Source organism: Pseudomonas sp. LBUM1668, assembly GCF_059695715.1.
In genome coordinates this window covers 1735300-1753247 of the sequence record NZ_CP166787.1, presented here as the reverse complement: position 1 = coordinate 1753247, position 17948 = coordinate 1735300, and the positions used below count along the sequence as shown (strand labels likewise).

Annotated in this window: 18 protein-coding genes; 6 read left to right on the top strand and 12 right to left on the bottom strand. The window is 58.1% G+C overall.

The window, feature by feature from the left end; genetic code table 11:
* Positions 1–12 precede the first annotated feature (12 nt).
* A complete protein-coding gene (locus ACA061_RS07865; RefSeq protein WP_497301067.1) occupies positions 13–1071 on the bottom strand; it encodes a DUF2066 domain-containing protein in 1059 nt (352 codons plus the stop codon).
* Positions 1072–1440: 369 nt separating this feature from the next.
* Here ACA061_RS07865 and purM point away from each other — a divergent pair, with 369 nt between their 5' ends.
* The 3 genes from purM to ACA061_RS07850 are packed head-to-tail and all read left to right on the top strand — an operon-like array spanning position 1441 to position 3871.
* Positions 1441–2499: a phosphoribosylformylglycinamidine cyclo-ligase gene (gene purM / locus ACA061_RS07860; RefSeq protein ID WP_497301065.1), complete on the top strand. Its 1059-nt coding sequence runs from the start codon at positions 1441–1443 to the stop codon at positions 2497–2499.
* Complete coding sequence (gene purN / locus ACA061_RS07855; RefSeq protein WP_210553673.1) at positions 2499–3149, top strand: phosphoribosylglycinamide formyltransferase; 651 nt, start codon at positions 2499–2501, stop codon at positions 3147–3149. Before purM ends, purN begins: the two co-directional genes overlap by 1 nt.
* Before the next feature lie 8 nt (positions 3150–3157).
* A complete protein-coding gene (locus tag ACA061_RS07850; RefSeq protein ID WP_042558305.1) occupies positions 3158–3871 on the top strand; it encodes a DUF3108 domain-containing protein in 714 nt (237 codons plus the stop codon).
* A gap of 183 nt (positions 3872–4054) precedes the next feature.
* Here ACA061_RS07850 and ACA061_RS07845 read toward each other — a convergent pair whose 3' ends face one another.
* Positions 4055–5680: a methyl-accepting chemotaxis protein gene (locus ACA061_RS07845; RefSeq protein WP_150618451.1), complete on the bottom strand. Its 1626-nt coding sequence runs from the start codon at positions 5678–5680 to the stop codon at positions 4055–4057.
* A gap of 137 nt (positions 5681–5817) precedes the next feature.
* Positions 5818–6864, bottom strand: coding sequence for an amidohydrolase family protein (locus tag ACA061_RS07840; protein WP_497301062.1), 1047 nt, complete (start codon positions 6862–6864; stop codon positions 5818–5820).
* Positions 6865–6991: 127 nt separating this feature from the next.
* Between ACA061_RS07840 and ACA061_RS07835 the strand changes: the two genes are divergently transcribed.
* Together ACA061_RS07835 and ACA061_RS07830 are read left to right on the top strand one after the other, a co-directional pair.
* A complete protein-coding gene (locus tag ACA061_RS07835; RefSeq protein WP_042558302.1) occupies positions 6992–7408 on the top strand; it encodes an OsmC family protein in 417 nt (138 codons plus the stop codon).
* A 61-nt stretch (positions 7409–7469) separates the two neighbouring features.
* Entirely contained in the window at positions 7470–8336 is an 867-nt protein-coding gene (locus tag ACA061_RS07830; RefSeq protein ID WP_150601221.1) for a pirin family protein, read from the top strand.
* A gap of 93 nt (positions 8337–8429) precedes the next feature.
* On the opposite strand, the gene ACA061_RS07825 is transcribed toward ACA061_RS07830, so the two are convergent.
* From ACA061_RS07825 to ACA061_RS07810, 4 genes are all read right to left on the bottom strand, one after another.
* Positions 8430–9158, bottom strand: coding sequence for a dienelactone hydrolase family protein (locus tag ACA061_RS07825; RefSeq protein WP_150618449.1), 729 nt, complete (start codon positions 9156–9158; stop codon positions 8430–8432).
* A 68-nt stretch (positions 9159–9226) separates the two neighbouring features.
* Positions 9227–11131, bottom strand: coding sequence for a molecular chaperone HtpG (gene htpG / locus ACA061_RS07820; RefSeq protein WP_150618448.1), 1905 nt, complete (start codon positions 11129–11131; stop codon positions 9227–9229).
* Between the two features lie 82 nt (positions 11132–11213).
* The gene (locus tag ACA061_RS07815) at positions 11214–11666 is read right to left on the bottom strand and encodes a PaaI family thioesterase (RefSeq protein WP_497301059.1); all 453 of its coding nucleotides are present in this window, start codon (positions 11664–11666) and stop codon (positions 11214–11216) included.
* Positions 11663–12139 carry a PaaI family thioesterase gene (locus tag ACA061_RS07810; RefSeq protein ID WP_210553677.1) on the bottom strand — a complete coding sequence of 159 codons (477 nt, stop codon included), beginning with the start codon at positions 12137–12139 and terminating at the stop codon, positions 11663–11665. The genes ACA061_RS07815 and ACA061_RS07810 overlap by 4 nt, the downstream gene beginning before the upstream one ends.
* Before the next feature lie 158 nt (positions 12140–12297).
* On the opposite strand from ACA061_RS07810, the gene ACA061_RS07805 reads away from it, so the two are divergent.
* Positions 12298–12534: a hypothetical protein gene (locus ACA061_RS07805; RefSeq protein ID WP_007959016.1), complete on the top strand. Its 237-nt coding sequence runs from the start codon at positions 12298–12300 to the stop codon at positions 12532–12534.
* A gap of 77 nt (positions 12535–12611) precedes the next feature.
* On the opposite strand, the gene ACA061_RS07800 is transcribed toward ACA061_RS07805, so the two are convergent.
* The 5 genes from ACA061_RS07800 to sucC form a co-directional block, all read right to left on the bottom strand.
* Positions 12612–13013: an MAPEG family protein gene (locus tag ACA061_RS07800; RefSeq protein ID WP_150601216.1), complete on the bottom strand. Its 402-nt coding sequence runs from the start codon at positions 13011–13013 to the stop codon at positions 12612–12614.
* Positions 13010–13750: a DUF599 domain-containing protein gene (locus ACA061_RS07795; protein WP_150618445.1), complete on the bottom strand. Its 741-nt coding sequence runs from the start codon at positions 13748–13750 to the stop codon at positions 13010–13012. Before ACA061_RS07795 ends, ACA061_RS07800 begins: the two co-directional genes overlap by 4 nt.
* Positions 13751–14010: 260 nt before the next feature.
* Positions 14011–15324: a branched-chain amino acid transport system II carrier protein gene (gene brnQ / locus ACA061_RS07790; protein WP_150601214.1), complete on the bottom strand. Its 1314-nt coding sequence runs from the start codon at positions 15322–15324 to the stop codon at positions 14011–14013.
* 503 nt (positions 15325–15827) lie between these two features.
* The gene (gene sucD / locus ACA061_RS07785; RefSeq protein WP_042558294.1) at positions 15828–16709 is read right to left on the bottom strand and encodes a succinate--CoA ligase subunit alpha; all 882 of its coding nucleotides are present in this window, start codon (positions 16707–16709) and stop codon (positions 15828–15830) included.
* The gene (gene sucC / locus ACA061_RS07780) at positions 16709–17875 is read right to left on the bottom strand and encodes an ADP-forming succinate--CoA ligase subunit beta (protein ID WP_007919879.1); all 1167 of its coding nucleotides are present in this window, start codon (positions 17873–17875) and stop codon (positions 16709–16711) included. Before sucC ends, sucD begins: the two co-directional genes overlap by 1 nt.
* Positions 17876–17948: the final 73 nt, after the last annotated feature.

Here is a 17948-nt window from a genome sequence, read left to right as displayed (position 1 = left end):
ATAAGGAAAGACTTACCAGCGAAACCGCAATGACGGCGCTGCAGGTGTCGGGGCCGGAGCCGCGACCGGTGCTGAACCTGCCACCGCCGGCTGCGGCGCTGCCACCGGAGCCGGAGCTTCGGCTGGCAGTTCCTGCAACTTGGCCAGCGACAACTGCGCGCGCATCTGATCGGCACTGCCATTGACCCGATAGACGATGCGATCGCCATCAACGCTTTTCAGACGCACGCCAAACGGTTCAAGTAACCGCAACAACGCGGCGTAACGTTCAAGATTCATGCCCTGCACTTCCAGGGTCTGCTGCCCGCTTGCCCCAGGCTTGGCAGCAAAGCGGGGCGCCAGGCGCTGGGCAACCGCAAGCATCACTGCATCCGCAACGGCTGCCTGATCCGCCCCTTGCACACTGCCCGCTTCTTTTTGATCACCTAGCCACAAATGCCATTTGGCCTGCCACTGACCACCCTCTTCACGCGCATGCACAGCCAGCAAGGCGTCAGCGTTATAGCGCTCCGAAGCATCGCGCAAAGGCGCGGCATCCGTGCCTTCGAGTGCCGGCGCCGTGGCGACCAGTTGTTCACTCAGATCGGCCAAAGGCAAACGCAATGGCAAACCACGATGCTGAGCGGCTGTGCGCAACGGCGCTGCAGCCGCCTGACCATCACCCACCAGACTCGAACCTTCAGCCGAGTCGTTCAGCCACCAGCTCAGTATCGACGGCCGACTGGCGCCCCACAGGGACAGTCCGGCGCGACGCAATGCCTGCTCGGTACTGCTCGGATCGAAATCGACTTTCAGCACCTCCGGCGGCCCGGCGTCAAAACCGAACTGACTGATGATCTGCTGCGGATCCTTGCGAACGGCTGCCAACCCCGGATTTTGCGCAGCTTTTGGGTCACCGGTCAGGCGCAATACCAATGTATCCAGCGCGGCCTGAGTAGCGCGCTCGCGCTCCTCCGGAGCCTGGCCCTGGACCGGCTCACGCACTTGATAAAGGCCTTTGAGGTTTTCGGCATGACTCGCCAGGCTGACCACAGACAAACAGCCCACAAACAACAATTTACAAAAACGCATGGAGAATTCCCGTCGACAGGAGCGGCTGGAACAGGCCGCGTGAACCGATTTAGCAAGGCTGTGACAATCTGCCAACACCAAACATTCACACGGCGGCGGTAAGTTTTTGCACATTGATAACGATAGACGGTTAATTGCCACACCTTATACAGGCAGCCGTACGCCTCAATTGCAAAAAATTTCGGGTGATATGGCCCTGCCCGTCGGTACGAGGATGGCCGCTGCCCCTCAAGCCTGATAAAATCGCGCGCCTTCGCAGACCGGCAACAGCCGGGCACCTCGAAACTCGCGTGAGGCTATCGCCCCATCGACTTCGGCGCCCCGCTGAACTCGGTCGTTACCCCTGAATCCCCCCTAAAGGCCTGGATCATGAGCAAGCAACCCTCCCTGAGCTACAAGGACGCCGGTGTAGACATCGACGCCGGTGAAGCATTGGTCGAACGCATCAAGAGCGTCGCCAAGCGCACTGCGCGTCCGGAAGTCATGGGCGGCCTGGGCGGTTTCGGCGCCCTCTGCGAAATCCCGGCCGGCTACAAGCAGCCAGTACTGGTTTCCGGCACTGACGGCGTCGGCACCAAGCTGCGCCTGGCCCTGAACCTGAACAAGCACGACACCATCGGCATCGACCTGGTCGCCATGTGCGTCAACGACCTGGTGGTGTGCGGCGCCGAGCCGCTGTTCTTCCTCGATTACTACGCCACCGGCAAACTCAACGTCGAGACCGCTGCCCAGGTTGTGACCGGCATCGGCGCCGGCTGCGAACTGTCCGGTTGCTCGCTGGTTGGCGGCGAAACCGCTGAAATGCCTGGCATGTACGAAGGCGAAGACTACGACCTGGCCGGCTTCTGCGTCGGCGTCGTGGAAAAAGCCGAAATCATCGACGGCTCGAAAGTCGCCACCGGTGACGCGCTGATCGCCCTGCCTTCGTCCGGCCCGCACTCCAATGGCTACTCGCTGATCCGCAAGATCATCGAAGTGTCCGGTTCCGACATCGAAAACATCCAGCTCGGCGGCAAACCGCTGACCGACCTGCTGATGGCCCCAACCCGCATCTACGTGAAGCCGCTGCTCAAGCTGATCAAAGACACCGGTGCAGTCAAAGCCATGGCCCACATCACTGGTGGCGGCCTGCTCGACAACATCCCGCGCGTTCTGCCAAAAGGCGCTCAGGCCGTGGTCGACGTCGCCAGCTGGAATCGCCCGGCCGTCTTCGACTGGCTGCAAGAGAAAGGCAACGTTGACGAGACCGAGATGCACCGCGTTCTGAACTGCGGCGTCGGCATGGTCATCTGCGTCGCTCAGGAGCACGTTGAAGTTGCCCTGAACACCTTGCGTGACGCTGGCGAACAGCCTTGGGTCATCGGTCAGATCGCAGTCGCTGCCGAAGGCGCTGCTCAGGTCGAACTGAAGAACCTTAAGGCTCATTAATGTCCGCAACCTGTGATGTCGTGGTGCTGTTGTCCGGCACCGGCAGTAACTTGCAGGCCTTGATCGACAGCACGCGGACCGGCGAAAGCCCGGTCCGCATCGCTGCGGTGATTTCCAACCGCGCCGACGCCTACGGCCTGCAACGCGCCAGTGACGCGGGTATCGCCACCCGCTCGCTGGATCACAAGGCTTTCGAAGGTCGCGAGGCCTTCGATGCTGCCCTGATCGAACTGATCGACGAATTCAATCCCAAACTCGTGGTACTGGCCGGTTTCATGCGTATTCTCAGCGCTGACTTCGTTCGCCACTATCAGGGTCGCCTGCTCAACATCCATCCTTCGCTGCTGCCCAAATACAAAGGGTTACACACCCATCAGCGCGCGCTGGAGGCCGGCGACACCGAGCACGGCTGCTCCGTCCACTTCGTCACCGAGGAACTCGATGGCGGACCACTGGTCGTACAGGCAGTAATACCGGTAGAGTTGCACGACACGCCGCAGAGTCTGGCGCAGCGAGTGCATGCTCAGGAACACTTGATCTACCCCATGGCTGTACGCTGGTTTGCCGAAGGCAGGCTTGCACTCGGGGACGCAGGTGCTTCACTGGACGGCCAGTTACTCGCGGCCAGCGGCCATTTGATTCGACACTAGGAGATATTATGCGTCGCGCCCTGCTATTTGCTTGCGCACTGCTCGCCCTGCCTTTCGCGCAGGCGGCAGACCTTCAACCGTTCTCCGCCAGCTACACCGCCGACTGGAAACAGCTGCCGATGAGCGGCACTGCCGAACGCAGCCTGTCCAAGGATGCCAAAGGCGTCTGGACGCTCAGCTTCAAGGCGTCGATGATGATCGCCAGCCTCACTGAGACCAGCACCCTGACCCTGGACAAAGACACGCTGCTGCCGCAGTCCTACCACTTCGAACGTGGCGGTCTGGGCAAGGCCAAGAAGGCTGATCTGGACTTCGACTGGACCAACAAACTGGTCACCGGCACCGACCGTGGCGATGCGGTGAAAATCCCGCTGAACCGTGGCATGGTCGACAAATCGACTTATCAGCTGGCACTGCAACATGATGTTGCCGCCGGCAAGAAGACCATGAGCTACCAAGTGGTCGATGACGGCGAAATCGATACCTATGACTTCCGCGTGCTTGGCTCGGAAAAAGTCGACACCAAGGCAGGCAAGATCGATGCGATCAAGGTCGAGCGCGTACGCGACCCGACACAAAGCAAGCGCATCACCGTCCTTTGGTTTGCCAAGGACTGGGATTACCTGCTGGTTCGCTTGCAACAAGTTGAAACCGACGGCAAGGAGTACAACATCATGCTCCAGGACGGTACGGTCAACGGCAAGGCTGTGAAAGGCAGCTGATCCGACGCGATGTAAAAAAGCCCCGCGATTGTGGGGCTTTTTATTGCCTGCGATTTCTGCAACGACACAACCCCTTGTAGGAGCTGTCGAGTGAAACGAAGCTGCGATCTTTTGATCCTGTTTTCAAGATCAAAAGATCGCAGCGTGCCGCAGCTCCTACAGGGATATTTCGGGAGGGTGCATTTAGACCGAGAACCTGGCCACCATGCTGTTCAAATCCACCGCCAATCGCGACAACTCCTGGCTCGCCGCACTGGTCTGATTCGCCCCCGCCGACGTCTGCATCGCCAGATCGCGAATATTCATCAAATTGCGATCCACCTCCCGCGCCACCGCCGCTTGCTCTTCAGAAGCACTGGCGATCACCAGATTGCGCTCGTTGATCAAGGTGAACGCCGAGGCAATCTCCTCCAGCGCAGTTCCGGCCGACTTGGCCAGGTCCAGCGTCGCACGCGCCCGCACGTTGCTCTGCTGCATCGAATCGACCGCTGAATCCGTACCTTGCTGAATGCCACCGATCATCTGCTCGATTTCCTGAGTCGACTGCTGAGTGCGATGCGCCAGCGCCCGCACCTCATCCGCCACCACTGCAAAACCGCGCCCGGCATCGCCAGCCCGTGCGGCTTCGATCGCCGCGTTCAACGCCAGCAGATTGGTCTGCTCGGCAATCGAGCGGATCACATCCAGCACTTTGCTGATGCCATGAACCTTCTGCGCCAAATCTTCCATCTGGGTTGCATTGGCCGTCACGTCCTCGGCGAGAGATTCGATTGACGATACGGTCTGCTGCACCTGCTGGCGGCCATGCTGGGCAATGCGATCGGATTCGCGCGAGGCCTCGGATGTCGCCACAGCATTGCTGGCCACCTCCTCCACCGCGGCGGTCATCTGATTTACCGCTGTCGCCGCCTGCTCGATTTCCAGACTCTGCTGATGCAGCCCACGCGTAGCGTCTTCCGTGACGCAACTCAGCTCTTCCGACGCTGAAGCCAACTGACTGGACGACTCGGATATTTGCCGAATCGTGTCGCGCAGGTTGTGCTGCATGCTTTTGAGCGCTTGCAGCAACCGCGCCGGCTCGTCCTTGCCAGAGATGTTGATGTCGCCGGTCAGATCTCCGCCGGCCACCACTTGCGCCACACCTAAGGACTGCGCCAGTGGCAATACGATGCTGCGCGTCAGCAACAGCGCCAGACCGATGGTGATCAGCGCGGTAACGCCGATCATGACCCCGACCCAAACCCGCGAATGAGTGAACACCAGCCGCGCGGCCTCGGTAGCGAGATTGGCATTGTGTTTGTTCAGTTCAACCAGCTGACGCAGAAGTACGGCGATTTCATCGGCCAACGGGCTCATCTCGCCATTGAGAATGCGCGCCGCCTCCTCCACCCGATTCTGCGCAGACAACTGCATGACCTGCGCCTGAAGCTCCAGATATTGCTGCTCGGCCACCTTGAAGCGATCAAACAATTGGCGCTCTTCAGGCAGCACGATCAGCACGTCATAACGCTGTTGGGCCTCATTCAGTACCCCGAGCAGGTCATTGAGCTTGGCGACATTCTGCTGCAATGCCTGCGGATCACGATTGAGCAACAGGCGCATGGTCAGCGCGCGCAGGCGCAACATGTCCTGACTCATCTCGCCGACCGCCATCACGCTCGGCAGCCAGTTGTTGTCGACCTCGTCGGACTGGGCGCGCATGTTCGACATTTGCAGCAGGGCGAACGCCCCAAGGGCAAACACCATCAACGCCAACAGGCCAAAACCGAGGCCGGCGCGCGGGGCAATATTGAGACTACGGATACTCATTGCTTTGGTTCCTTCCAGAAGCGCTGCATCAACCTACAGCGGGTTGCTCTAGAAGGTATCGGCCCGGCAGAAATTTGCGTAAGACGAAAACGTGATATCAAAACGCCTTAATACTTCTAACCCTCGGCATTAACGATTCAGCGCGATTTGCCGGACTTGAGCGCTGTTCGCGGCAATATCGCCAGGAAGTTATCGCGAGCGACCTTTTGTGCAACATCGTCGGGAAGCGCATCAAGGAAAGGCGCGAAGTTGTGCATTTCCTCACCGAGCTTGTTGAATCGCCCTACAACATCCGAGCCGAGCATGAAGCGCTCTGGGTATTTTTCAACCAGCGCCAGCCATTCCGGGCGTGGCTTGCCCTGGTCATCCAGCAGATACGGCGTGAGCATGCTCCACGACAGATCAATGAACAGATTCGGATATGCCTCGAGCATGCGCGTGAGGGTCGGCAGGAGAAAGTCGAGTTGTGTCTGGTGCCGATGTATTTCCGCACTTGTGCCGGCATGCGCCCAGATGAACCGCGTGTGCGGGTGATTACGCAGCGGTTGTTCGATTTCCTGCAGGTACAGCGGATTTCTCTCACGCTTGGAGGTGATGTTGGAATGCACCATTACCGGAAGATCGTTTTCTGCCGCCAGATGATAAATCTTGGTCATCGCCTCGTTGTTAGCGCGCGGCGTGTCTCCGGACGTCAGCGCCGTCAGGTCGTCATGCCGTGTGAACACTTCGCCAATGCCTTGCCACAGCCCCGGATACAGTTCGAGCATGCGCTGAATATGCGCAGCGGAATTCTTGTCGTTCGGGTTGAAGCCTGACAGGAACGGATGAAAGTACGGCCGCTGCTCAGGCGTCAGTTTTTGCACGGCATCAGCGACGATCACGTCGGTGGCGCTGTACCAATAGGCGTCGGCATCATCACCGGCGTAATAGCGCGGGCGCTTCGGTTCGTCCTCGTGCCACTTTTTCGCCACGGGAATGCCGGAAATCATCACATGCTCAATGGAATTTTCCTTCATGGCCGTCAGCAATTTCGGCATGCCGGCGGTTTCCTGGAAAAAATCCACGTAGTGCAGGTGCGCATCGCTGTAGGTGTATTCGCGGGCGCTGGCGCTACCGGCAAGCACCAGCAAACAGGCAAGACTCAAACGATACAGGGACACAATTAATCTCCGGCAAGTAGGCATAGCCTAGACCCCGCCCTGCCCCCAAGGGTTCATCCCGCAGGAAAGTGGAACGCGTGTCGGTGGGAATGCTCTATAACTGCAAGGTCTTTTTGATCGAACGACTTTTCCTGCTGCCAGTGAGGTTCACATGACCGTTACCGTCAATACCGTCTCCGCTGAAGGTTTTCGTCACACTGTCCAGATCGATGAACACGAATTGTTCGCCGACGTACCGGCCTCTGCCGGCGGCGAAGGCACGGCGCCAGAGCCGCACGATTACTTCGACGCCGCACTCGGCGCCTGCAAGGCCCTGACCCTGAAGATGTACGCGAAGAAGAAAGACATCCCGCTGACCGGCGTGGGTGTCGAGGTCAAACGCGATAACAGTGAAGAACAGAAAGGCAAATACGCCCTGCACGTCACCCTTACCCTCAAAGGCGTGCTCACCGACGCCCAGCGCGAGGAACTGCTGCGAGTCGCCGACCGTTGCCCGATCCACAAGCTCATGACCACCAGCGAAGTCAGCATCGAAACCCATGCCCCACAAGGCTTCGACAGCCAATAACCATCCTGATGCCAGCGGCGGGTTATGCTTCTGGCATCACCCGCTCAGCCTGGAATGCACCATGGACACGCAACCCCTGATCATCCGCCCGCGAGCCGAAGACGTCGAAGGCCAGCCGATTCTTCGCCCGTTGCCGTCAGCCAAATGCCGCAGCGTCGGGCCTTTCGTGTTTTTTGATCACATGCTCGAAACGGTTTATCCGACGGGCAAAGGCATGAACATCCGACAGCATCCGCACATTGGTCTGTCGACGCTTACCTATCTGTTTGAAGGCCAACTCCAGCACAAGGACAGCCTCGGTTCTGATCAGGTAGTCAGCGCTGGCGATGTCAGCTGGATGACCGCCGGCAGCGCGATTGCTCACGTTGAACGCACGCCGGCGCCGCTGTGGGATCAGAGTTTCACGATGCACGGTTTGCAGATCTGGCTGGCCTCGCCCAAGGATCATGAACAAGGCCCGGGGCATTACAGCCATCACCCGGCAGCGACCTTGCCGGTCAGCGATAACCTCGGCGTGCAGATTCGGATGATTGCCGGGTCAGGCTTTTGTCTGGAATCGCCAGTTCCGGTGCTTTCTCCTACGTTGTATGCCGAAGTGAAGATGCAAACAGCGACCACATTGCTGATTCCCACAGAGCATGAAGAGCGGGCGCTGTATGTATTGAGTGGCGATGCACAACTGAACGGCGAAACGGTCGAACCGCATGCGCTGGTGGTGTTGCCGGTTGGGGAAGAAATGAGTCTGTTTGCCGAGAGCGATGTTCACGCCGTGGTGTTCGGCGGCGCGCCGCTGGACGGACCGAGGCGGATCAACTGGAATTTTGTTGCGAGTGATCCGGCAGCGATTGATGAGGCTCGGCGTAAATGGGCGGCCGGGGAATGGCCGACGGTGCCGGGGGAAAGTGAGCGGATCGAGTTACCGCGTTGAGACGTTAAAGCAAAAGATCGCAGCCTTCGTCAGCTCCTATACAGGATCAATGTAGGAGCTGCCGAACGCTGCGATCTTTTGACCTTGAAACAATCAGCCGCTGAACACTTCATCCAGCAAGTCATGCATCGACTTGAACGCCCGTTTGGCGGTCTTCGCGTCGTACATCATCTTGCCCGGCACATTGGCGTGCGGGTCGGTAAATGAGTGCACCGCACCGCCGTAGCTCAGCAATTGCCAATCCACCTTCGCCGCGTTCATCTCGTCTTCGAAGGCAGGCAGTTGCTCCTTCGGCACCAACGGATCGGACGCGCCGTGAAGCACCAGCACCGAACCCTTGATGTTCTGCGCATCCGCAGGATTCGGTGAATCCAGCGTGCCGTGGAACGACACTGCCGCTTTCACCGGCGCACCGGTACGCGCCAGATCCAGCGCACAGCAGCCGCCAAAGCAGAAACCGAACACCGCCAGTTTCGAAGTATCCACTGCCGCTTCGCCCTGCGTCTGTAACTGCTCGAACGCAGCCTGCATACGCGTGCGCAGCAGTGCGCGATCATCCTTGAGCGGCATCATCGCCGCACCCGCCTGATCAGCGTTCTGCGGACGCACGGCCTGACCGTAGACATCAGCGATCAACACCACGTAGCCCTTGGCCGCCACTGACTTGGCGATTTCTTCAGCGCCAGCGCTGACGCCCATCCAGTTTGGCGCCATCAACAAACCCGGACGCGCGCCTTTGTGCTCGGCGTCGAATGCAAGCCGACCTTCATAAGGTTGACCATCAATCTGATAGATCACGGAACGTACTGTGACTTGGCTCATTTCTGACTCCTGATTATTTGAACACCAGAATGAAAAAACCCGCCGAAGCGGGTTTTTTTACAACTTCATCAAACCGACAGTTCGACCAGCAGCTTGTTCAGGCGGCGCACGTAAGCGGCCGGATCCTTCAAGCTGTCGCCGGCGGCCAGGGCTGCCTGATCGAAGAGGATGTGCGACAGGTCGCCGAAACGCTCTTCGCTCTGCTCGCCGTCGAGTTTCTCGATCAGCGGGTGGCTCGGGTTGAATTCGAAGATAGGCTTCGAATCCGGCACCTTCTGGCCGCTGGCTTCGAGGATCTGACGCATTTGCAGACCCAGGTCCTGTTCGCCGATGGCCAGAATGGCCGGCGAATCGGTCAGACGATGGGAAACCCGCACTTCAGCGACGGAATCGCCCAGCGCGGTTTTCAGACGCTCGACCAGACCTTCTTTGGACTTGGCGACTTCTTCTGCGGCTTTCTTGTCCTCTTCCGAGTCCAGGTTGCCCAGATCCAAGTCACCGCGTGCCACGTCAACGAAGGACTTGCCGTCGAAGTCGCTGAGGTAGCTCATCAGCCACTCGTCGATACGGTCGGTCAGCAGCAGCACTTCGATGCCTTTCTTGCGGAAGACTTCCAGGTGTGGGCTGTTTTTGACCTGCGCGTAGGTTTCGCCGGTGAGGTAGTAGATCTTGTCCTGACCTTCCTTGGCGCGTGCCAGGTAATCGGCCAGACCGACAATCTGCTCGCCTTCGTCGCCGTTGGTCGACGCGAAACGCAGCAGACCCGCGATTTTTTCCTTGTTGGCGAAGTCTTCTGCCGGGCCTTCTTTCATGACCTGACCGAAGTTCTTCCAGAAGCCCTTGTATTGCTCAGGCTCGTTCTTCGCCAGTTTTTCCAGCATGTCGAGCACACGCTTGGTCAGCGCCGACTTCATCGAGTCGATGATCGGGTCTTTCTGCAGAATTTCCCGCGACACGTTCAGCGACAGGTCGTTGGAGTCGACCACGCCTTTGATGAAGCGAAGATAGAGCGGCAGGAACGACTCGGCCTGATCCATCACGAACACGCGTTGCACGTACAGCTTCAGGCCTTTCGGCGCTTCACGCTGATACAAATCGAACGGTGCGCGGGCCGGCACGTACAGCAGCGAGCTGTATTCGAGTTTGCCTTCAACCTTGTTGTGGCTCCAGGCCAGCGGGTTCTCGAAATCGTGGGCGATGTGCTTGTAGAACTCCTGGTATTCCTCGTCCTTCACTTCGGTGCGCGGACGGGTCCACAGAGCACTGGCGCGGTTGACTGTTTCCCACTCGAGCGCTGGCGCCTCTTCGCCTTCGGCAGCCGTGACTTCTTTCGGCAGCTCGATCGGCAAAGCGATGTGGTCGGAGTACTTCTTGATGATGTTGCGCAGACGCCAGCCATCGGCGAACTCGTCTTCTGCAGCTTTGAGGTGCAGGACGATGCGGGTGCCGCGTTCTGGTTTTTCGATGGTGGCGACTTCGAACTCGCCCTCGCCTTTCGACGACCAGTGCACGCCTTCGCTGGCGTCAGTTCCGGCGCGACGGCTGTACACATCAACTTTGTCGGCAACGATGAAGGCTGAGTAGAAGCCCACACCGAACTGGCCGATCAGGTGCGAATCTTTTTTCTGATCGCCCGACAGATTCTTCATGAAATCGGCGGTGCCCGACTTGGCGATGGTCCCCAGGTGGGCGATCACATCGTCACGGTTCATGCCGATACCGTTGTCTTCGAGGGTGACGGTCTTGGCGTCCTTGTCGAAGCTCACACGGATTTTCAGATCTGCGCCACCTTCGAGCAACTCAGGCTTGGCCAGGGCTTCGAAGCGTAGCTTGTCGACAGCGTCAGAGGCGTTCGAGATCAATTCGCGAAGGAAGATTTCCTTGTTGGAATACAGCGAATGGATCATGAGGTGCAGCAGTTGCTTCACCTCGGTCTGGAAGCCCAGGGTTTCCTTTTGAGTTTCCACACTCATGGTCATCAAACTCCAATCAGATGGCAGTGGCCGCGACCCGAAATGGTCTGCGGCGGGTTGTCATCTGAGTTTGGGGCAGTGTTCAGGATTTCAAGGGCTCATCGATTTTGAAGTGCGCCCGAGCAGTGGCGATCGGTTCGCTTTCGGTACTTTGCCACGCCGTGATGGCAACGTTAGCCACCCGCCGCCCCTGGCGACAGACCTGACACCTGGCCCAAGTGTCGCGAAACTGCCCGGCGCGCAGGTAATCGAGGGAAAAATCGATGATCTTCGGCACGCCCGGTGCCCCGGTGAAAATCAATAAATGCAGGGCTGCGGCCAGTTCCATGAACCCGGCAATCACCCCGCCATGAATCGCCGGCAATAAAGGGTTACCAATGTTGTCCTTGTTCGCCGGCAGCTTGAACAGCAAGTCATCGCCCACGCGTGAGCACTCGATGCCGATCAGCCCGGCGTACGGAATCAACTTGAGCAGCGGCGCGTAGTCGCCCTGCGCATGGGCCCGCTGCAACTGAAGCTTGAGGTCGTCGCTCATTGGCCCTCCCCCCTGATAGCGCCACCAAAACCCTTGGTGCCCCTGATGTTTTTGCCCATGCGCATGAAAGTGCCAACGACGTGGGCAATCGGTTGCTCGGGATCATCCTGGTAGGCGAAGCCGCGAGCGAAGATCACATCGGTCGTCACTCGATAGCACTGGGCGAAGCCGTAAACGTCTTTGTCGGGTTCTGCGGCGTGCATGTAGTCGATGCGCAGATCGAGGGTCGGGCAGACTTCGAACTCTGGCAGCACGCATAGGGTGGACATGCCACATGCAGTGTCCATCAACGAAGTGATAGCGCCACCGTGTATCACGCCTGTCTGCGGGTTGCCGACGATTTTCGTGCTGTATGGCAGGATCACCGTGAGCCCATCGGCAGAGGCGCTGTGCACTTGCAACCCAAGGACCTGGCAGTGGCGCAACGCCGAAAGAAATCGCGTCGCACGCTCAAAAACGGGGTTTTCAGCCATATGATAATTACTCTCGTTAGAGCCTTTTGCCAGTAGTAGGAAAAACCGTAAAAGTTCCACTGAAAAAAGATCTTATATATCTGAAACAAATGAGGAACTTAACCCTCGGCGCTGAGTTCTTAAGGCCAGTAGTTATTTTCCATAAGGAGAAACACCCCATGCGTAAGACTTTAGCTATTGCCTTGATGTTGACCGCTTCCCTCGGTCTCGCTGCCTGCGATAAAAAATCCGAGGACAAAGCTCAAGATGCAAACCAACATGCTGAACAAGCTCAGCAAGACATGAACAAAGCTCAGGATAAAGTGAACGACGCTGCGAAAGAAAACGCCGAAGCTGCCAAAGCTCAGGCTGAATCGAACGCAGCTGCACAAGAAGAAGCCGCCAAAAAGCAGTAATTCGCTTTCTGGTGTGAAAAAAGGAAACCCGCCAAGTGCGGGTTTTCTTTTGTCTGTGATTTACCGCCAATACGGCCTTAGAGCAGGACAGTTCTAAAAGTCGGACTAATCATCAGCAACAACGAGCACACTAAACCGACCAGCCAGACCAGACTGCGCAACGCAGGCTTATCAGCCAGGTAGAGCCACAGGTAGATGATCCGCGCGATGACAAAAATGATCGCCAATGTATCGATCAGCCATCCCGCCGTTTGCGTGGTGTGCGCCATCAGCACTCCCACTGCGAACAATATGAACGCCTCGATGCTGTTCTGGTGCGCCGCCAGCGCCCTCGCACCGTAACCGGTCAGCTGTGCCTGCTGTTGACGCGGCAAGTGGTTGTTATAACCGCCCTGCTCTTTCATGGCCTTGCCCACCGGCAGGCGCGCGATATAAATCAACAGGGCACTGATAAACACACACCAGAACGGAATACTCATGAAACAACCTCTTTGCTCGCCTCGGGAATGGGCGCCTCTGTAGGGGTATAGACCATGACATCGAGAACGTCGGAATGAAACTCGCGGCGGTACAAGACGACGACCACTCCGGCACTCATCAGCATGAACAACCAAGGGCTGACAAACCACGCCAACATGCTCATGCCGAAGTAGTACGAGCGCAGGCCGAAGTTGAACTGGTTGGCCGCCATTGAAATCACTCGCGCCGCTCGCGAAGCGAAGGCTTTGCGCTCCAGCTCCGAGACTTGGCGCTCACCGATCATTGGCGCAGAGCCCACCAGAATCGCCGCAAAGTTGTACTGGCGCATGCACCAACTGAACGTGAAAAACGCGTAGACAAATACCATTGCCAGGCACAGCAACTTGATCTCGGACATGCCTTGTGAGGCCTGCTGCACCATTGGAATATCCGCCAGCAATGACACCGCGCGATCGGATGCGCCCAGCACGGTGAGAATACCGGCGAGGATGATCAGGGTGCTGGAAGCGAAGAACGAGGCGTTACGCTCAAGGTTGCCGATCACGCTGGCGTCCGCGATGCGGTTGTCGCGCAGCAACATGCGGCGCATCCAGTCTTCGCGGTACAAGTGCAGCACGCTGGCCAGACACGCGGTGTCGCGAGCCTTCCAGCTGGCGTATCGGGTATAGCCGCCCCAGCAGATGACAAACCAGAGTGCGGCGAGCAGATGGATCAGATTGGCCTGGATGAACGACATGCGGTTCCTTGTGATGTGTGAACACGATACCTGTAGGAGTGAGCTTGCTCGCGATAGCGGTCTGTCAGTCACATCTGTTCTGGATGTGCCACCGTGATCGCGAGCAGGCTCACTCCTACCTAAAACCTGTGCAACCCTTCGACGTTAGCTCAGGGAAAAAGACACTGCCTGATGCCCATAAAAAATGCCCCGTATCGATTGATACGGGGCATTTCTGTTTAAGCGTTCATGACCCGCTTGTGGCAGGTCAGAAGACGACGTCAGGCAATGGCTTCGCTACGCTTGCCCAGCAGGCGATCGCAAACCACCGCGACCACCAGAGTCATCACGCACGGCACCAGCCAGGCCAGACCCTGCTCGCTCAGAGGCAGGTTGGAAAGCTGCGACGGCAGCCCGTCGGCGAGACCGGCACCTTTCAGCGCGTCGATCAGGCCGAACAGGAACGACACCAGCATCACCGGGCCGAGGATGCGGCCATGCTCATGCCAGAAGTCTTTGCAGAAGCTCAGCGCTACCAACACGATGCACGGCGGGTAGATAGCGGTCAGCACCGGGATCGAGAACGCAATCAGCTTGGTCAGCCCGAGGTTGGACACCAGCAGCGAGAACGCCGCCAGGATGATCACCAGCGTCTTGTAGGACAGTGGCAGCACACGGCTGAAATACTCGGCACAGGCGCAGGTCAAACCCACCGCCGTCACCAGACACGCCAGCGAGATCAGCACCGCAAGGAAACCGCTGCCCAACGAGCCGAAGGTATGTTGCACATAAGCGTGCAATACCGCCGCGCCGTTGGTGGCACCGACGGCCACTTCATGGCTACCCGAACCGAGACGGAACAGGCTGACATACACCAGCGCCAGACCGACACCGGCAATCAGCCCGGCGATGATCGCGTAACGGGTGATCAGCGCTGGCGACTCGACGCCACGGGAGCGAATCGCGTTAACGATGACGATACCGAACACCAGTGCGCCGAGGGTATCCATGGTCAGGTAACCATTGATGAAACCCTGGGAGAACGGCGCCGCTACGTACTCCGGCGTGCCGTGACCGATATCACCGGCCGGCAAGGCGAAGGCAGCGATGCCCAGCACGGCCAGCGCAATGATCTTCAACGGCGCGAGGAAGCGCCCAACGGTATCCAGCAAACGGCCCGGATACAGCGAGATGAAGAACACCAGCAGGAAATAAACCGAGCTGTAGAGGAACAGCGCCAACGGGCTCTCGCCGGTCAACGGCGCCAGGCCCACCTCGAACGACACGGTCGCCGTACGCGGGGTAGCGAACAACGGGCCGACCGCCAGGTAGCACGCGGCAGCCAGCACGCCACCGGCAATTTTGCCGATCGGGCTGCTCAGGGCATCCATCGCGCCACCGACCTTGGCCAGTGCAACCACGGTAATCACCGGCAAACCGACCGCGGTGATCAAAAAGCCCAGCGCCGCCATCCAGACATGAGGTCCGGCCTGCAAGCCAACGATAGGCGGGAAGATGATGTTACCGGCCCCAACAAACAGGGCAAATGTCATAAAACCAAGTGCCAGGATGTCCTGACCTTTCAAAACTTTCATTAAGGAAATACCACACTACTGAATCGGAATTTAGAGGGGGATTGCCCTGTGGGATTAGGGAAATGCTGTCGATCCGTATGGGACTGACCCGTAACGCGCGGTGCATGCCTTGTGGGCGGCAGACGCAAAAATGGCTGCTAGCCTAACGAATTTGCCTGACAAACGCACTGTTTGAGGGCGAACTATCCGATACCCGACGTTTCTGTGTCGCGTTTACGTATCTATTTTTCATACTCAGTAATGTGTGGCTCAAAACCAAATCCTTGCTTCACCACTGGAAACCTGTGGCGAGGGGATTTATCCCCGCTGGGCTGCGCAGCAGCCCCAAAAAATCTCAATGAAGATACCTGACTGACTGCGGTCATTAGCAAGGGGGCCGCTTCGCAGCCCAACGGGGATAAATCCCCTCGCCACAAAGGCCTTCATGATTCTCATATGCCAGAAACAACAAAGGCCACCCGAAGGTGGCCTTTGCCTGGTAAAGCGTCAGCTAAGCGCGAGGCTTACTTGACAGCCCAACCGGTCAGCTCGGACAAAGCCTTGCCGATGTCTGCCAGCGAACGCACGGTTTTAACGCCTGCGTCTTCCAGGGCAGCAAACTTCTCGTCTGCAGTGCCTTTGCCGCCAGAGATGATTGCGCCAGCATGGCCCATGCGCTTGCCCGGAGGAGCAGTCACACCAGCGATGTAGGAAACAACCGGCTTGGTCACGTGTGCCTTGATGTAGGCAGCAGCTTCTTCTTCAGCCGAACCGCCGATCTCACCGATCATCACGATCGCTTCGGTCTTCGGGTCTTCCTGGAACAGCTTCAGGATGTCGATGAAGTTCGAACCCGGGATCGGGTCACCACCGATGCCGACGCAAGTCGACTGACCGAAACCGGCGTCAGTAGTCTGCTTCACAGCTTCGTAGGTCAGGGTGCCGGAACGCGAAACGATACCGACCTTGCCTGGCAAGTGAATGTGACCTGGCATGATGCCGATCTTGCATTCGCCTGGGGTGATCACGCCTGGGCAGTTAGGGCCGATCAGGACTACGCCCAGCTCGTCGCACTTAACTTTAGCGTCCAGCATGTCCAGGGTAGGAATGCCTTCGGTGATGCAGACGATCAGCTTGATGCCGCCGAAAGCCGCTTCCAGGATCGAGTCCTTGCAGAAAGGAGCTGGAACGTAGATCACGCTGGCGGTGGCGCCAGTTTGAGCAACAGCATCTTTCACGGTGTTGAACACTGGCAGACCCAGGTGCTCGGTGCCGCCTTTACCAGGAGTTACACCACCAACCATCTTGGTGCCGTATTCGATGGCTTGCTGGGTGTGGAAACTACCTTGCGAACCGGTAATACCCTGGCAGATAACTTTGGTGTCTTTATTGATCAGGACGCTCATTATTTGCCCTCCGCAGCTTTGACAACTTGTTGAGCAGCGTCGGTCAGGCTGGTAGCAGCGATGATGTTCAAACCGCTTTCTGCCAGTACTTTAGCGCCCAGCTCAGCGTTGTTACCTTCAAGGCGAACAACAACCGGGATTTTCACGCCGACTTCTTTCACAGCGCCGATGATGCCTTCGGCAATCATGTCGCAGCGAACGATGCCGCCGAAGATGTTGACCAGTACTGCAGCGACGTTGGTGTCGGACAGAATGATCTTGAACGCTTCAGTTACGCGTTCTTTGGTAGCGCCACCACCTACGTCGAGGAAGTTGGCTGGCTTGCCGCCATGCAGGTTGACGATGTCCATGGTACCCATGGCCAGGCCAGCACCGTTGACCATGCAGCCGATGTTGCCTTCCAGCGCTACGTAGTTCAGTTCGAACTTGGCAGCGTGCGCTTCGCGCGGATCGTCTTGCGACGGATCGTGGAAAGTCTTCAGCTTAGGCTGACGGTACATTGCGTTGGCGTCGATGTTGATCTTGGCGTCGAGGCAGTGCAGATCGCCGTCAGCCTTGATCACCAGCGGGTTCACTTCCAGCAGAGCCAGGTCGTGATCCTTGAACAGCTTGGCCAGACCTACGAAGATCTTGGCGAACTGAGCAACCTGCTTGCCTTCCAGACCCAACTGGAATGCCAGCTCGCGACCCTGGAATGGCTGAGCGCCAACCAGTGGATCGATAGTGGCTTTCAGAATTTTTTCTGGAGTGTCGTGAGCGATTTTCTCGATGTCCACGCCACCTTCGGTGGAAGCCATGAACACGATGCGACGGCTCGAACGGTCAACGACAGCGCCCAGGTACAGCTCTTTAGCGATATCAGTGCACGATTCAACCAGGATCTTGGTGACTGGCTGGCCATTGGCGTCAGTCTGGTAAGTCACCAGACGCTTGCCCAGCCACTGCTGTGCGAAGGCTTTGGCGTCTTCTTTGCTGCGAACCAGCTTGACGCCGCCCGCTTTACCGCGACCACCGGCGTGGACCTGGGCTTTGACAACCCACTCGCTGCCGCCGATTTTGTCGCAAGCTTCTGCTGCTGCTTCTGGGGTGTCTACTGCGTAACCAGTGGAAACTGGCAGGCCGTATTCAGCGAACAGCTGCTTACCCTGATACTCGTGAAGATTCATGCTTTTTACCGTCTTCGTTAGGTACTGCGCATTCGGCGCTGCGCTCGTGATGAGTGCCGCGCCACCTGTGACT

Bases quoted from the DNA above. Each gene is read 5' to 3' on its own strand.
- ACA061_RS07865 (WP_497301067.1), bottom strand. From the start codon at position 1,071: ATGCGTTTTTGTAAATTGTTGTTTGTGGGCTGTTTGTCTGTGGTCAGC.
- purM (WP_497301065.1), top strand. From the start codon at position 1,441: ATGAGCAAGCAACCCTCCCTGAGCTACAAGGACGCCGGTGTAGACATC.
- purN (WP_210553673.1), top strand. From the start codon at position 2,499: ATGTCCGCAACCTGTGATGTCGTGGTGCTGTTGTCCGGCACCGGCAGT.
- ACA061_RS07850 (WP_042558305.1), top strand. From the start codon at position 3,158: ATGCGTCGCGCCCTGCTATTTGCTTGCGCACTGCTCGCCCTGCCTTTC.
- ACA061_RS07845 (WP_150618451.1), bottom strand. From the start codon at position 5,680: ATGAGTATCCGTAGTCTCAATATTGCCCCGCGCGCCGGCCTCGGTTTT.
- ACA061_RS07840 (WP_497301062.1), bottom strand. From the start codon at position 6,864: ATGCCTACTTGCCGGAGATTAATTGTGTCCCTGTATCGTTTGAGTCTT.
- ACA061_RS07835 (WP_042558302.1), top strand. From the start codon at position 6,992: ATGACCGTTACCGTCAATACCGTCTCCGCTGAAGGTTTTCGTCACACT.
- ACA061_RS07830 (WP_150601221.1), top strand. From the start codon at position 7,470: ATGGACACGCAACCCCTGATCATCCGCCCGCGAGCCGAAGACGTCGAA.
- ACA061_RS07825 (WP_150618449.1), bottom strand. From the start codon at position 9,158: ATGAGCCAAGTCACAGTACGTTCCGTGATCTATCAGATTGATGGTCAA.
- htpG (WP_150618448.1), bottom strand. From the start codon at position 11,131: ATGAGTGTGGAAACTCAAAAGGAAACCCTGGGCTTCCAGACCGAGGTG.
- ACA061_RS07815 (WP_497301059.1), bottom strand. From the start codon at position 11,666: ATGAGCGACGACCTCAAGCTTCAGTTGCAGCGGGCCCATGCGCAGGGC.
- ACA061_RS07810 (WP_210553677.1), bottom strand. From the start codon at position 12,139: ATGGCTGAAAACCCCGTTTTTGAGCGTGCGACGCGATTTCTTTCGGCG.
- ACA061_RS07805 (WP_007959016.1), top strand. From the start codon at position 12,298: ATGCGTAAGACTTTAGCTATTGCCTTGATGTTGACCGCTTCCCTCGGT.
- ACA061_RS07800 (WP_150601216.1), bottom strand. From the start codon at position 13,013: ATGAGTATTCCGTTCTGGTGTGTGTTTATCAGTGCCCTGTTGATTTAT.
- ACA061_RS07795 (WP_150618445.1), bottom strand. From the start codon at position 13,750: ATGTCGTTCATCCAGGCCAATCTGATCCATCTGCTCGCCGCACTCTGG.
- brnQ (WP_150601214.1), bottom strand. From the start codon at position 15,324: ATGAAAGTTTTGAAAGGTCAGGACATCCTGGCACTTGGTTTTATGACA.
- sucD (WP_042558294.1), bottom strand. From the start codon at position 16,709: ATGAGCGTCCTGATCAATAAAGACACCAAAGTTATCTGCCAGGGTATT.
- sucC (WP_007919879.1), bottom strand. From the start codon at position 17,875: ATGAATCTTCACGAGTATCAGGGTAAGCAGCTGTTCGCTGAATACGGC.